Here is a 14544-nt window from a genome sequence, read left to right on the forward strand (position 1 = left end):
GAGGCCGCTCCTTATCCTGGTGGAGGGAGGGATGCCATGTCCGACCAGCACCGGCGTTCAAGCGACCACGAGGACGGGCACGAGCACGGGCACGGGCATGGGCACGGGCAGCCGGGGGAAGAGCGGCGTCGCGGGGTCGGGGCCGTGCTGGGCAGGATCGCCCACGCCCTGGCGCCGCACAGCCACGACACCTCCGACAAGACCGACAGCGCCCTGGAGGCCAGTAACCGGGGCATGCGCGTGCTGGGCATCTCCTTCGCCGTCCTCATGCTCACCGCCGCCGTCCAGGCGGTCATCGTCTACGCGTCCGGCTCCGTCGCGCTGCTCGGCGACACGCTGCACAACCTCGCCGACGCCCTCACCGCCGTGCCGCTGGCCATCGCGTTCTCGCTCGGCCGCCGCGCCGCCAACCGCCGCTTCACCTACGGGTACGGCCGCGCCGAGGACCTGGCCGGCATCGTCATCGTGCTGCTCATCACCGCCTCCGCTGCCCTGGCCGGGTACGAGGCGGTGCGGCGGCTGCTCGACCCCCAGGAGATCCAGGCCGTGGGCTGGGTGGCCGGGGCGGCGGTGATCGGGTTCGCCGGGAACGAGTGGGTGGCCCGCTACCGCATCAAGGTCGGCAAGGAGATCGGCTCGGCCGCGCTGGTCGCCGACGGGCTGCACGCCAGGACCGACGGCTTCACCTCGCTGGCCGTGCTGCTCGGCGCGGGCGGCGCCGCGCTCGGCTTCCCCGTGGCCGACCCCGTGGTGGGGCTGCTCATCACGATCGCCATCTGCTTCGTGCTGCGTGACGCGGCTCGCGAGATCTACCACCGGCTGATGGACGCCGTAGATCCGGTGCTGGTGGACGACGCCGAGCGCATCCTGGCGACGGTGGAGGGGGTGCGGCGGGTGGAGTCCGTACGGTTGCGGTGGATCGGGCATGCGTTGCACGCCGAGGTGGAGATTCTCGTCGATCACGACATGTCGGTCGTGGCCGCTCACAAGGTGGCCGTCGAAGCAGAGCACCGGCTCATCCACGACCTGCCCCGGCTCCGCGCCGCCACCGTCCACACCGACCCGGACGGCCCCGACGGCGCCGACCACCACTCGCCCCTCTCCACCCACCGCACCCCCTGACCGCCGCCCGTCCCCTGACCGCCGCCCGGCCTCTGCCGCCGCCCGCCCCCTGACGGTGGCCGCCCCCTGACGGCGGCTCGGCTCCTGTCACGGCCACCTCCCGGAAGGACATCAACCCCTGCCGACCCCCGCATCACCGCGGCCGGAAGGGGTAGGTTGGGGCGGGTGTCCGCCGCCGCCGTTCCCGCCGCCACCCCCGCCGCACCGAGCCCCGCCGCGAGGCTGGCCTGGCTGGACGCCCTGCGGGGCATCGGCGCGCTGGCCGTGGTGGCCGAGCACCTGCTGCCGTGGTTCGTGCCCGCGCTCCGGCCGTACTGGTTCAGCCTGGGCGTCTACGGCATCCTGGTCTTCTTCCTGGTCAGCGGCTACATCATCCCCACGTCCCTGGAACGGCACGGCGACGTCAGGGCGTTCTGGATCAGCCGCTTCTTCCGCCTCTACCCGCTCTACCTCGCCGTCATCGCCCTCGTCCTGGCCCTGGCCTGGTGGGTGCCGGTGCGCGGGGAGGTGCCGCGCGACGGGAGCGCGGTGGCGGCGCACGCGACCATGCTGCTCGACGTCGTCAGCGTCGGCGGCGTGGCCGACACCATGTGGACACTGTCGTACGAGATGGTGTTCTACCTGCTGGTCACGGCGCTGTTCCTGACCCGGGGGCACGACCGCAGCGGGACGTGGTCGATGCTCTTCGCGGCGGCGGCCGTGGTGGTGGGGCTGGTGGCGTCGGGCGCGCTGTTCAAGGGCGGGTGGCCGGCGTACGTGTCGTGCGCGGTGTTCGTCGTCGGCCTGGCAGGCGTGCTGGTGGGCAGGTTCCGTACGGCCGCCGCCTGCCTGCTCGGTGTCATGGCGGTGACGGCGCTGGTGCTGAGCAGCCGGGTGCCGTGGCTGGGCACGGCGGTGCTGGCGGTGATGTTCGCGGGCACGGCGATCCACCGGTGGGAGCGCGGGACGGGCGGGCTGTGGCCGGTCGCGGTCACCTCGGCGCTGGTCGCGATCGCACCCTTGTGGGCCATCGAGAGCGGCTGGTGGTGGGTGCGGGCCGACGTGTGGATCACCACGATCGCGCTGGCCGGGGCCACGTTCGCGGGCGGGATGGCGCTGCGCGGGCGGCGGCTGCCCCGCGTGCTGGTGTGGTTCGGGCTGATCAGCTACTCGCTGTACCTGGTGCACCATCCGCTGCTGAAGTACTTCGTGGAGCTCTCCGGCGACCTGCGGCGGGCGGCGCTGCCGGTGCAGCTCGGCATGTCGGCGCTGGCGGTGGCCGTGATCATCGGCGCCAGCGCGCTGACCTACCGCTACGTCGAGCGGCCCATGCAGGACCTGGGCCGCCGCGTGTCACGCCGATACCGGCACCGGCTCCAGGGCGGCGGCGATCAGCGGGTGGCGCGTCAGGACCCCGGCCACGACGGGGTCCTCGGCCATCAGGAACGCCAGGTGCCTGACCGCGTGCGCGACCACGTTGGCCAGGGCGATCCGCTCGGGTGACGGCGCCGCCGGGGCAGCGCCCCTGGCGATCTCCAGCACCGGCACCTCGACGGCGGCCAGCCAGGGCGCCGGATCGGGGCAGACCGCGTACGTCAGCACGATCCGGCCGTCCGGCTCGTGCCGCCAGCTCGTGGAGTGCACGACGGTGCCGGGGGCGCCGGCCGGGACGCCGGCCAGCCTGCGGGCGGCGTCGTCGGGGCTCTCCCCGTGTAGTGGCTGGGTAATGGCATGCCGGTATGACCACCGGCTGTCGGTGCTCACCCGTAGCATGAACGTCTCAACCGAGACCACGTGTCTCCCCGTCACCGACGACAACTTACTGCCAATCATATGCAAGTGCGTTCGTGAGGCATATGTGTCCTGCTCTTGAAACGTCGCGGGGAGCCGGGTTGTAGTCGAGGGCGTGCGAGAGAGAGGCCGACACTCATGCCCGGTTTGCTGGTGCTGATGGGGTCGGGCGAGACGAGCCCGACCATGGTCGAGATTCACCGCGCCGCGGCGCGGACGCTGCGCGCGGGGGCGCGGGCCGTACTGCTCGACACCCCCTACGCCTTCCAGGAGAACCGTGCCGACATCTCCGCCCGCGCTCGCGGATACTTCGCCCACAGCGTGGGGCTGGATGTCGAGGTGGGGGCCGCGATCACGGGTGCCGACTGGGTGTTCTCCGGCCCGGGCAGCCCCACGTACGCGCTGGACCGGTGGGCCGGCAGCGGTGTGGCCGGCGACCTGCGGGCCAGGATCCGCGCCAGGCAGGGCGTGACCGTGCTGGCCTCGGCCGCCGCCTGCACCGCCGGCCTGGCCACCGTGCCCGTCTACGAGATCTACAAGGTCGGCGCCGAGCCGCACTGGCGCGAGGGCATCGACCTGCTGGAGCCGCTCGGGCTGAAGACGGTGCTGATCCCGCACTTCGACAACGCCGAGGGCGGCACCCACGACACCCGCTACTGCTACCTCGGCGAGCGCCGCCTGTCCCGCATGGAGCGCGAGCTGCCGCCCGGCACCGCGGTCCTCGGGCTCGACGAGCACACGGCCCTGGTCATCGACCTCGACAGCGAGTCGGTGCGCGTGGCGGGCCGCGGCGGCCTCACCGTGCGCCGCCCCGGCTCCCTCACGGTCCTGCCCACGGGCACCCGCACCGACCTCGACGAGCTGCGCCGCCTGGCCGAGGGCCGCGCCGGCGCCCCCGTCCCGCCCCCGCCCCGGGATCAGGAGGCGGGGGCGCCCGCCGAGGTGACGCTGGAGGAGTCGATCCACTCGTGCGAGGAGCTGTTCAAGGCCGCCGCCGACCGGCCCGACATGGTGGCGGCGGCGCAGGCGGTGCTCGACCTGGAGGCGGAGATCGTCAAGTGGGCCGCCGACACGGAGGAGGACGCGGGCGGGGTGGAGCAGGCCAGGGAGCTGATGCGGCTGCTCATCGCCCGCCTCGGCGAGCTGGCCGCGGCGGCCAGCCGGCGCTCTGAGGGGTTGCCCGCGCTGGTGGAGCCGCTGCTGGAGCTGCGGGGCGAGTTGCGGGGCAAGGGGTGTTACGACGTGGCCGACGCGTTGCGGCAGGCCATGGCGCGGGGCGGGGTCGCGGTGGAGGACACCCCGCACGGCCCCCGGTGGTCGGCGGGCTCGTGAGCCCGGGTGCGGGCCTGGCCGGCCCGCGTCGCTAGAACGTCCGCGCCAGCTCCCTGGCCCGCTCGTCCGCCTGCTTGCGCTCGTGCTCGTACGAGCCCGTCAGCGTCGGATGATGCCGGACGGTCACGACGTCGCCGATGCCCGCCCATCGCAGCCATCCCTCGAAGAACGTGGACTGGAAGTCGATCCCGAACTCCGGCCCCAGGCCCGGCCCCCACACGGCGCTGGTGTAGACGACGGCGGCGCGCTTGCCCGTGACGAGGCCGCGGTAGCCGGTCTCCGGGTGCACGTCGAAGACCAGCGCGGGCTGGCTGACGACGTCGATGAACTGCTTCAGCTTGTACGGCACCCCCGAGTTCCACATCGGCACGCTGAACAGGTAGCGGTCGTAGGCGTCGAAGCGCTCGAACGTGCGCACGGCGGCCTCCCACGCCCGCGCCTGCTCGCCCTCCGGCGTGCCGCCCCCGAACACGGTCATCTTGGCGTGCGCGGCGGCCGGGCCGAACTCGGGGAGCGTGCCGTCCCACAGGTCGAAGTGGTCCACGGTGGAGCCGGGATGGGTGGCGAGGTACTCCTCGGTGAACGTCCGGGCGATGGCCAGGGAGATCGATTCGGCTCCGCGCGGTGAGGCGGAGATGTGCAGCAGGCGGCTCATGGTGCAGGGCTCCTTCGCTTGACACGTTGCGGACTGCGGTCCGCTTACGGGACGAGACGATACGGACTGCAGTCCGATTAGGCAAGCGAAGGAAGGGCCGGGCGCCTTGGGCGGCACCCGGCCCGGGGAATGGGGTCGCGCGGAAGGGTCAGCGGCGCGGCGGGTCGATGCGGGCGCCGTCCATCGTGAAGATCATGATGCGCGACAGGTCCACGCCCACCTTGGCGGCGTCGCCGGCCCGCCAGATGGGCCGGCCGCCGAGCCGGACGATCAGGTCGGAGCGGCGGTGGATGCCGCTGTTGGGGTGGGTGCCGACCTGCTCCTGGTCCTGCCACTCCGGCTCCTGGCGCGGGAACAGCCGCCGCACCAGGCCCGACAGCTTGCCGGAGCCGTTGTGCTCGCCGTTGCCGCGCCGCCCGCCCCGGCCGCGCGGGTCCGGCGGCTCGGGCACCGGTACGGCCGGCATCCCGCACTCCAGGTATGCCAGCCACTCGTGCCCGTGGTACTCCAGCGCCCGCACCCGCCCGAAGAACGACGGCCCCTCGTACGACTCCGGCACCGGGGCCAGCCCGTCCGGCCGCAGCCCGACGAGGACCTGCCCGCCGGTGTGCTGCGAGATGGCGTAGGCCCTGGGATCGCTCCAGGGCATCGTGAGCCGGTGCGGGCCGAAGTCGAGCATCACGTACTGGTTCTGCGGGGTCCTGACACCCGCCGCCAACAGGTTCAACTGCTGGGAGTTGAGAAAGGCCGCCACGAAGGCCGTCGCTGGATCGTTGTAAATCTGGGCCGGCGTGCCGACGTCCTGGAGGACCCCGCGATTGAGGATCGCGATCCGGTCCGCCAGCGTCAGCGCCTCCACCTGGTCGTGCGTGACGTAGATCGTCGTGACGCCGAGCGACCTGACCAGCGCCGAGATCTCCATCCGCAGCTCGGTGCGCATGCCGGCGTCCAGGTTGGACAGCGGCTCGTCCATCAGGAACAGCTTGGGCTGGCGCACGATCGCCCGGCCCATCGCCACCCGCTGCCGCTGGCCGCCGGAGAGCGTGCCCGGGCGGCGGTCCAGCGTCTCGTCGATGTGCAGCGCCTTCGACAGCTCCGTGACGCGCTCGCGGACCAGCGCGGGGTCCGACTTGGCGATCTCGAGGGGGAAGGCGATGTTCCCGCGCACCGTCCGGTGGGGGTAGAGCGCCCCGTTCTGGAACACCATGGCCACGTCCCGGTCGCGCGGGGCCAGGTGGTTGGCCATCTCCCCGTCCAGCCAGAGCTCGCCGTCGGTGATCTCCTCAAGGCCCGCGATCATGCGCAGGAGGGTGGACTTGCCGCAGCCGGAGGGGCCGAGGAGGACGAGGAACTCGCCGTCTTCCGCCCGTAAGCTCAGCCGATCGACTGCCAGGTAGTCACCCGGATACACCTTGGACACTTTGTCGAGAACGACCGAGCTCATGGGCCCACACCTTGCGCGCGTGTCACCTGTGACGAGGCTGATTGAAGAGGTAGTACATCGCGCCTTAACACCACATGTCCACCCTTGACATAAAGAATCTCTTTCGTGTGCGTTTCGGGCAGGAGTTTTGGGCATCCGTACGCCGAAATTTCCGGATCTGAGTGGCCTGGAAGGACTTGCGTAAAGTTGCGGAAAAGGCTTTCATGGTCGAGACGTTCGGGGATGACTCGGGGGAAACCATGACCGCTTGGTGGCGAGACGCCGCGATCTACCAGGTCTACGTGCGCAGTTTCGCCGACGGCAACGGCGACGGGGTCGGTGACCTGATCGGTGTTCGCGATCGCCTGCCGTACCTGGCCGACCTGGGTGTGGACGCCATCTGGCTGACGCCGTTCTACACCTCGCCGATGGCCGACTTCGGCTACGACGTGGCCGACTACCGCGACGTCGACCCGCTCTTCGGCTCGCTCGCCGACGCCAAGGCGCTCATCGACGAGGCGCACGAGCACGGCCTGCGGGTCATCGTGGACGTGGTGCCGAACCACACCTCCTCCGCCCACCCCTGGTTCCAGCAGGCGCTGCGCGGCGAGGGGCGCGACCGCTACATCTTCCGCGACCGGCCCAACGACTGGGAGTCGATCTTCGGCGGGCCCGCGTGGACGCAGGTCGAGGACGGGCAGTGGTACCTGCACCTGTTCGACCCCGCCCAGCCCGACCTCAACTGGGACAACGAGGAGGTGCGCGGGGAGTTCCTGTCGATCCTGCGCTTCTGGCTCGACCTGGGCGTGGACGGCTTCCGCGTGGACGTCGCGCACGGCATGGTCAAGCCCGCCGGCCTGCCCGACATCGGCCGCGGCAACCAGGCCAGGATGGTCGGCAGGGAGCCGGTGCCGTTCTTCGACAACGACGGTGTGCACGAGATCCACCGCGCCTGGCGGGCCGTGCTCGACTCCTACCCCGGCGAGCGGATCGGCGTGGCCGAGGCCTGGGCGCCGACGCCGGAGCGGCTGGCCATGTACGTCCGCCCCGACGAGCTGCACCAGGCGTTCAACTTCCACTACCTGTTCGCCCCCTGGGACGCCGCCGAGCTGCGTACCGTGATCGACTCCTCGCTGGCCACGTCCGCGTCCGTCGGCGCGCCCACCACCTGGGTGCTGTCGAACCACGACGTCAAGCGGCACGTCACCCGCTACGGCAGCCTGGCGCGCGCCCGCGCCGCCGCGCTGCTGACGCTCGCCCTGCCCGGCTCCGCCTACGTCTACAACGGCGAGGAGCTCGGCCTGCCCGAGGTGCTCGACCTGCCCGCGGAGCTGTGCCAGGACCCGCAGCGGCTGCGCGACCCCGACAGCGGGCGCGACGGCTGCCGCGTGCCGATGCCGTGGACGCGCGACGGCGGCTGGACCGACCCGTGGCTGCCCATCCCCACCGCGTGGGGCGAGCTGAGCGTGCAGGCCCAGCGGGGCGTGCCCGGCTCGACGCTGGAGCTGTACCGCCAGGCGTTGCGGCTGCGCAAGGAGATCGACGGCGAGCTGGTCTGGCACGACTCGCCCGAGGGCACGCTGGTCTTCTCCCGTGGCGCGTTCGTCTGTGCGGTCAACCTGACCGCGCAACCTGTGGACCTCGGCCTCGACGGCGAGCTCCTGATCGCCTCCGATGTCCCCGGAGCAGCGGATTCGGCGGCCTGGTGGAAAGTAAAGTAAGTGCCATGAACGGTCACGCTCGCCTAGCCGACATCGCCGCCCAGGCCGGGGTGAGCGAGGCCACGGTCAGCCGGGTCCTCAACGGGAAACCCGGAGTCTCGGCCGCCACCCGCCAAGCGGTGATGACCGCGCTCGACCTGATGGGCTACGAACGCCCGCCCCGCCTGCGGCAACGCAGCAACGGGCTGGTCGGCCTGGTCACCCCGGAGCTCGACAACCCGATCTTCCCCGCGTTCGCGCAGGCCATCGAGAAGGCGCTGACCCAGCACGGCTACACGCCCGTGCTGTGCACCCAGCTGCCCGGCGGCGCGCCGGAGGACGAGTTCACCGAGCTGCTCGTCGATCGCGGCGTCAGCGGCATCGTGTTCGTCTCGGGGCTGCACGCCGACACCACCGCGCGGATGGACCGCTACACCCGCCTGACCGACCGCGGGCTGCCGATCGTGCTGGTCGACGGCTACAGCGAGCACATCGACGCGCCCTTCATCTCGCCCGACGACCGCATGGCCGCCCGGCTTGCCGTGCAGCACCTGGTCGACCTGGGCCACGAGCGGATCGGCATCGCGCTGGGGCCGCGCAGGTTCGTGCCGGTGATCAGGAAGATCGAGGGCTACCGGCAGGCCATGTCGCAGCTGCTCGGCTCGGCCGACGTCGACGACCTGATCGCGCACTCGCTGTTCTCGGTCGAGGGCGGGCAGGCCGCCGCCGCCCAGCTCCTGGCGCGCGGCTGCACCGGCATCGTGTGCGCGAGCGACCTGATGGCGCTGGGCGCGATCCGCGCGTGCCGGGAGAAGGGGCTGTCGGTGCCTGCTGAGGTGTCCGTGGTCGGGTTCGACGACTCGCCGCTGATCGCGTTCACCGACCCGCCGCTCACCACCGTGCGCAAGCCGATAGGAGCGATGGCCTCGGCGGCCGTGCAGACCCTGCTCGAAGAGGTCAACGGCGCGCCCGCCAAGCACGTCGAGCTGATCTTCCAGCCCGAGCTGGTCGTACGCGGCTCCACCGGCTCCGGCCCGCTGGTCAACCGGTGAGCCCTCGCATCGTCGCGGCCCGGCCGGGTGGGAGCGTGGCATCGTGAGCGCCGACGTCCTCGTCCTCGGCGGGTCCGGGGTCGACACCACCGTGTACGTGCCCGAGCTGCCCCTGCCGTACCGCGACACCTACCACGTGCCGCCGGTCGTCGACCGGATCGGCAACACCGGCTCCGGCGTCGCGCTCGGCTGCCACGCGCTCGGGCTCGGCGTCGTCTTCGCCGACCTCATCGGCGACGACCCGCAGGGCGCGCTGATCCGCCACGCGCTGCGCGACCTCGACTGCCGCTTCGGCCCTGCCGAGGCGGGCACCACGCGCAGCGTCCTGCTCGTCGGCCCCGACGGGCGGCGGCTGTCGCTGCACGACCCGAAGGCCACGCCCGGCGAGCGCCTGCCCTGCGAGCTCTACGCCGGCGTGGCCGCCCGTCACGTGCACGTCTCGATCACCGACCGCTGCCGCGACGTCTACCCCGATCTGGAGGGCAGGCCCGTCTCCACCGACCTGCACGACTGGGACGGGGCCAGCGACTACCACAAGGACTTCGCCTACGGCTCCGACCTGGTGTTCCTGTCGGCCACCGCGCTGCGCGACCCGGCCGCGGCGATGCGCGGCATCGTGCGGCGCGGGCGCGCCCGCACGGTCGTGTGCACGCGCGGCGCCGACGGCTGTCTGGTGCTGACGCGCGAGTCCGGCGACGTGCGCGCCTTCCCGGCCGCCCCGCTGCCGGGCCCGGTGGCCGACAGCAACGGCGCGGGCGACGCGTTCGTCTCCGGCTTCCTGTACGGCCGGCTGCGCGGCGAGCCGCTGGAGCGGTGCGTACGGCTGGGCGCGATCGCCGGCGCGCACGCCTGCACCGTCGCCGGCACGCACGAGTCCCCGATCACCGAGGAGTTGCTGCTGGCCAGGGCTCAGGCCCCGGCCGACTGAGCGCGGTCGAGCTCCCGCCAGGCCCGGCTGACGAAGGGCGGCAAGGAGATCAGCAGGTAGACGCCGGTGAAGGCGAACAGGGTGGCGCCCAGGCCGATGACCGCGGTGAGCGAGCCGGCCAGCAGCCCGCCGAGCGGCATCCCCGCGTACGCGGCGGCCGTCATGGTGCCGATCACCCGGGCTCGCATCGGGGCGGGGATGCGGCCGTACTGCAGGACGCCCAGGATGGGGTTGATCGCGCCGGCCGCGAACCCGGACAGCGCCGTGACGGCGAGCGCGGCGGGCAGCGGCGCGCCCAGGGCCAGCACCAGCACGCGCGGCACCCCGGCCAGCAGGAAGCACAGGCCGTACGTCAGGCGCATCGGCAGGCGTTCGCCCGCCGTCCCGTACACGATGGCGCCGGCCACCGCGCCCGCTCCCAGCACGCCCGTGAGCAGCCCGAACGCCCGCGGATCGCCGGTCACCTGGCGCGCGTACAACGCCAGCAGCACCTGGGTCACGCCCGTGTCCAGCAGGTTGACCACCACGATCATGGTGGTGGCGCTGAGCTGCAGCCGGTCCCGCCACAGGAACGCCAGCCCGGCCCGCAACCCGCTGACGTACCCGCCGGGCTGCAGCCGCCGCCTGGCCACGCGCGGCACCCCGGCGGCGACCAGCGCCGCGGACAGCAGGAACGTCACCCCGTCCACCAGCAGCAGCATGCTCGGCCCCAGCCACAGGATGAGCACCCCGGCCAGCGGCGCCCCCACCATCGTGGCCCCGCGGTGCACGCCGTCGTAGGCGGCCGTGGCCTGCTCGATCCGCACGCCCGCCGCTGCGGCCAGGTCCGGCAGCAGGGCCTTGCGCGCGGTCTCGCCCGGGGTGGCCGCGAGCCAGCGCAGGAACAGCAGCACCAGCAGCAGCGGGTAGCTCAGCCCGTCCATCACGAACAGCAGCGGGACGGCCAGCACGATCAACCCGCTGACCGTGTCGGACAGCACGCTCATGGCGCGGAACCCGAGCCGGTCCACCATCGTCCCGCCGAGCGCGGCGGAGATCACGATGGGGAACGTGGTGGCGAACGAGGCCAGCCCCGTGAGCACGGCGCTGCCGGTGGTCTCCAGCACGAACCACGGGACGGCGAGCAGGGAGAGCATGGTGCCGGTGACGGAAAGGGCGTTGGCGGCCAGCAAGGTGATGTATGGACGCCTCACGCGGTCTGCCCCCGGGCAAACGGTTCCGGATTGCCAGCGTTTCTCATGGGCGGCTTGTGGTCAAGGGAGCGTGTTTGCGTAGGCATGTCGTAAATAAGGTGATTTAATAGCATGATTCGGGCGTGATGGGCGTCCTTGCTCAGGGGCTCGCGCATGACGGCGGAGAGTCGGACGCTGTTAACATCTGAGAAAAGGAGTCCCATGTACCGCTGGGAGATCGTTCAGGCGGCGGGCGAGCGGGCCGCGGCCCTGCTCGCCCGCCTGGCGCAGGCGGGCTGACGGGCGTGAAGCTCCAGGGCCTGCACGGACAGGTGGTCGACGGGCTCGGCCGCTCCCTGGCCGCCGGTGAGCTGCGCGGGGGCGAGGTGCTGCGGCTGGAGGACGTCCAGGAGCGCTTCGGCGTCTCCCGTACGGTCGCCCGCGAGGCCGTACGCGTGCTGGAGTCCAAGCGGCTGGTCAGCAGCCGCCCGCGCGTCGGCGTCACGGTGCGCCCGATGAGCGCCTGGAACCTCTACGACCCCCAGGTGATCCGCTGGCGGCTCACCTCGCCGGGCCGTGAGGCACAACTGCGCGAGCTGGCCGAGCTGCGCGCCGCCGTCGAGCCCGCCGCCGCCGCGCTGGCCGCCCGGCAGGCCGCCCCCGCGGTGCGGCAGGAGCTGATGAGGCACGCCCGCGCCCTCACCGCCGCCGCCGGAGCCGGCGACAGGGAACGCTTCGTGACCGCCGACGCCGCCTTTCACCGGGTGCTGCTCGGCGCGTCGGGCAACGGCATGTTCGCCCAGCTCGCCGAGGTGACGGAGGAGCTGCTGCTGGCCCGGCGCGACCTGCTGCTCCTGCCCGAGCGGCTCGACGACGCCGCCGTCCGCCGCCATCTCGACGTCGCCGCCGCCGTCGCCGAGGGGCGCGGCGAGGACGCGGCGCGGGCGGCCGGCTCGATCGTGGCGGCGGCGTGGAGCGAGGTCGAGAGCATCCTCGACGGCACCACCTGCCCCCTCCTCACCTGACCGCCGTCTCACTACACCTGGCCGGCCCCCACTACACCTGACCGCCCCTCACCACACCTGACGCTTTTCCCCTCAAGTGGCCGGGCCCGTTCACGGCGGAGTCGCCGAAGCCGGGGCGTGCCGTAGCAGCAGCACGGCGATGTCGTCGGCGTGCAGGCGGGCCGAAGCGGCGTGGGCCAGCAGCGCGTCCGTGAGCTGCCACAGCGGCTCGGCGCAGCCCTGGGCCAGGCGGCGGCCCAGATCGTCGATGCAGTGGTCCAGGTCGGCGCCGGGCAGCTCGACGAGACCATCGGTGTAGAGGGCCAGCACGGCCTCCGGCGGGAACGGCACGTTCAGCGTCGGGTACTCCGCGTCCGCGTCGATGCCCAGCAGTGGGCCCACGGGCACGTCGATGACCTCGGCATGCCGCCGCGGCAGGCACAGCAGGGGTGGCGGATGCCCGGCGGTGGCCGCGCGGAAGGTGCGCAGCCGCAGGTCCACGTGCACGAGCAGGCAACTGGTGAACAGGTCGGTGCCCAGCTCGACCAGCAGGCGGTTGGTGTGCTGGAGCACCTTGCCCGGGTCGGCGCCGGTGACCGTGCAGGCGCGGATGGCGGTGCGTACCTGGCCCATGAGCGCCGCGGCCGTCATGTTGTGGCCCTGCACGTCCCCGACGACGGCCGCGACCGACCCGTCGTCGAGGCTGAGCAGGTCGTAGAAGTCGCCGCCGATGCCGACCCCCCGGGTGGCGGGCACGTAGCGGGCGGCGGTCTCCAGCCCCGGGATGTGCGGCAACGCGCCGGGCAGCAGGGCGGTCTGCAGGCTGTGGGCCAGCCCGTCCTTGATCTCGTACAGCAGCGCCCGGTCCAGCGCCTGCGCGATCAGGCCGGCGAGCGCGTTGAGCGCGATCCGCTCCTCCGGCGTGAACGCGTGCGGGTCGGTGAAGGCGAGCAGGCAGGTGCCGATCCGCTGCTCGGAGACCGAGAGCGGCAGGAACGCCCAGGCGGCCTCGCCGTCCTGGCGCACGGCGTCCGGGTAGAGCTGCGCGAGCTCCTCCCAGGTGTCGAAGAACGCGGGCCGGCCCGTCTCCATGACCTGCTCCGCGGGCGTGGGCGAGGTGACGGGCAGGCCGTCGAGCCGGTCGAGCACCTCGCGGGCGTACCCGTGGGAGCCGACGACGCGCATCCTGCCGCCCTCGGCCACCAGCAGGGCCATGGCGTGCACGCCGTACACGGGGGCGACGTGGTCGGCCACCAGGTCCACGACCTCGCGCACGTCCAGCGCGTGGGTCAGCGTCGAGGCCATGTGCAGGAAGTTGAGCGAGTCGTTCAGCGGCGGCGACTCGGCGGCGGCCGGGTCGAGCGGAGCGGGCTCGGCCCGGCCGTCCGCGTCCGGGCCGGCGGGGGTGAGGTGCAGGCTGATCCCGGACGGCGCCGGGTGCATCCTGATCTCCAGCAGCCGGCCGTCGGGATGGGCGGCCACGCAGGTCGTCGGCTGCTGTCCGATCACCGCCCCGCCGCACCGCTCCTCGAACGCCGACTCGCGCAGCCACGGCACCCGGTCCCACAGCAGGCAGCCCTGCGCGGGGGCGCCGTCGAGGCCGAAGAGCCTGGTCGCGGCGCGGTTGCAGAACGTGATGTGCCCCTCGATGTCGATGGCGGCGATGCCATCGGCGAACCGGTCGAGGCAGTCCAGCGCGGCCGGGGCCCGCTGCCCGTCCGCCTCTCCTGACCAGGGCGGGGTCACGGTGTGCGGCTGCCCGATGGGGCGCACCGGGCACCCGCTCTCCTCCGCGCTCGCCAGCGCCTGCCCGAGGCGCAGGCTGATCCGCTCGATGGTGGACAGCTCGTCGCGGGACAGGCGGGCCGGGTGCGAGGCGGGCCACACCAGGCCCCACGCGCCCGCCACACGCCCGCCGTTGTGCAGGGGAGCGGCGGCCATGGCGAAGGGGTAGGGGACGGACAGCGCCGTGGCGGGGAACCGGTGCGCCAGGTCGTCCGGCCCCGACACCCAGATCAGCTCGTCGCGGCGGGCGGCGGCGGCCACCGGCGCGCCCGCCTTCGCCCTGACGTGAGTCCACGGCTTGGCGCCCCAGGCGGGCAGCCCGAGCGCGGCCTCCAGCAGCAGCACCCGGCGCGTTTCGTGCAGCAGGTACAGCACGACGATGTGCGCGCCCGTCCCGGCCGCCGCCTCGATCAGCGCCTCGTCCACGGCAGCCCGTACGTCCCCGGCAGGGGTTCTGGGCCGGGGAACGTTCGGGGCGCCGTCAGCAGTCAGCCGCTGGGACATACGTCAACGGTACGCACCCGGACGGGGGGGAAATATCCGTATTTGTCCTCTCTGGGGGTCTTGGAGGCGAGGCGCTTGCGACCCGGATGCCCTCCCG

General features: G+C 72.7%; 11 protein-coding genes. 7 read left to right on the forward strand and 4 right to left on the reverse strand.

The window, feature by feature from the left end:
• The first annotated feature begins 36 nt into the window (after window positions 1–36).
• The 3 genes from LCN96_RS20480 to LCN96_RS20490 all read left to right on the forward strand — a co-directional run bounded on the left by LCN96_RS20480 (window position 37) and on the right by LCN96_RS20490 (window position 4224).
• Window positions 37–1122: a cation diffusion facilitator family transporter gene (locus LCN96_RS20480; protein WP_225274460.1), complete on the forward strand. Its 1086-nt coding sequence runs from the start codon at window positions 37–39 to the stop codon at window positions 1120–1122.
• A 165-nt stretch (window positions 1123–1287) separates the two neighbouring features.
• On the forward strand, window positions 1288–2604 hold the full coding sequence (locus LCN96_RS20485; protein ID WP_225274461.1) for an acyltransferase family protein: 1317 nt from the start codon (window positions 1288–1290) through the stop codon (window positions 2602–2604).
• Between the two features lie 426 nt (window positions 2605–3030).
• Window positions 3031–4224, forward strand: a complete 1194-nt coding sequence (locus tag LCN96_RS20490; RefSeq protein ID WP_225274462.1) for a hypothetical protein — start codon at window positions 3031–3033, stop codon at window positions 4222–4224.
• A gap of 31 nt (window positions 4225–4255) precedes the next feature.
• Here LCN96_RS20490 and LCN96_RS20495 read toward each other — a convergent pair whose 3' ends face one another.
• Both LCN96_RS20495 and LCN96_RS20500 read right to left on the reverse strand, forming a co-directional pair.
• Window positions 4256–4879: an FMN-dependent NADH-azoreductase gene (locus LCN96_RS20495; protein ID WP_225274463.1), complete on the reverse strand. Its 624-nt coding sequence runs from the start codon at window positions 4877–4879 to the stop codon at window positions 4256–4258.
• Between the two features lie 148 nt (window positions 4880–5027).
• Window positions 5028–6323 carry an ABC transporter ATP-binding protein gene (locus LCN96_RS20500; protein WP_225274464.1) on the reverse strand — a complete coding sequence of 432 codons (1296 nt, stop codon included), beginning with the start codon at window positions 6321–6323 and terminating at the stop codon, window positions 5028–5030.
• A gap of 239 nt (window positions 6324–6562) precedes the next feature.
• On the opposite strand from LCN96_RS20500, the gene LCN96_RS20505 reads away from it, so the two are divergent.
• From LCN96_RS20505 to LCN96_RS20515, 3 genes are read left to right on the forward strand one after another with little or no spacing between them, the layout of a single operon-like run.
• Window positions 6563–8023: a glycoside hydrolase family 13 protein gene (locus tag LCN96_RS20505; protein WP_225274465.1), complete on the forward strand. Its 1461-nt coding sequence runs from the start codon at window positions 6563–6565 to the stop codon at window positions 8021–8023.
• 5 nt (window positions 8024–8028) lie between these two features.
• Window positions 8029–9054, forward strand: coding sequence for a LacI family DNA-binding transcriptional regulator (locus LCN96_RS20510; protein WP_225274466.1), 1026 nt, complete (start codon window positions 8029–8031; stop codon window positions 9052–9054).
• 43 nt (window positions 9055–9097) lie between these two features.
• On the forward strand, window positions 9098–9982 hold the full coding sequence (locus LCN96_RS20515) for a carbohydrate kinase family protein (RefSeq protein ID WP_225274467.1): 885 nt from the start codon (window positions 9098–9100) through the stop codon (window positions 9980–9982).
• On the opposite strand, the gene LCN96_RS20520 is transcribed toward LCN96_RS20515, so the two are convergent.
• Entirely contained in the window at window positions 9964–11175 is a 1212-nt protein-coding gene (locus LCN96_RS20520; RefSeq protein WP_225274468.1) for an MFS transporter, read from the reverse strand. The genes LCN96_RS20515 and LCN96_RS20520 overlap by 19 nt on opposite strands.
• Window positions 11176–11459: 284 nt before the next feature.
• Here LCN96_RS20520 and LCN96_RS20525 point away from each other — a divergent pair, with 284 nt between their 5' ends.
• Window positions 11460–12179, forward strand: coding sequence for a FadR/GntR family transcriptional regulator (locus LCN96_RS20525; RefSeq protein WP_225274469.1), 720 nt, complete (start codon window positions 11460–11462; stop codon window positions 12177–12179).
• A 90-nt stretch (window positions 12180–12269) separates the two neighbouring features.
• Here the strand turns inward: LCN96_RS20525 and LCN96_RS20530 are convergent, their stop codons facing one another.
• Window positions 12270–14447 (reverse strand): SpoIIE family protein phosphatase, encoded by a 2178-nt coding sequence (locus tag LCN96_RS20530; RefSeq protein ID WP_225274470.1) that lies wholly within the window; start codon window positions 14445–14447, stop codon window positions 12270–12272.
• Between the last annotated feature and the right edge of the window lie 97 nt (window positions 14448–14544).

This window comes from Nonomuraea gerenzanensis (genome assembly GCF_020215645.1).
Taxonomy (GTDB): domain Bacteria; phylum Actinomycetota; class Actinomycetes; order Streptosporangiales; family Streptosporangiaceae; genus Nonomuraea; species Nonomuraea gerenzanensis.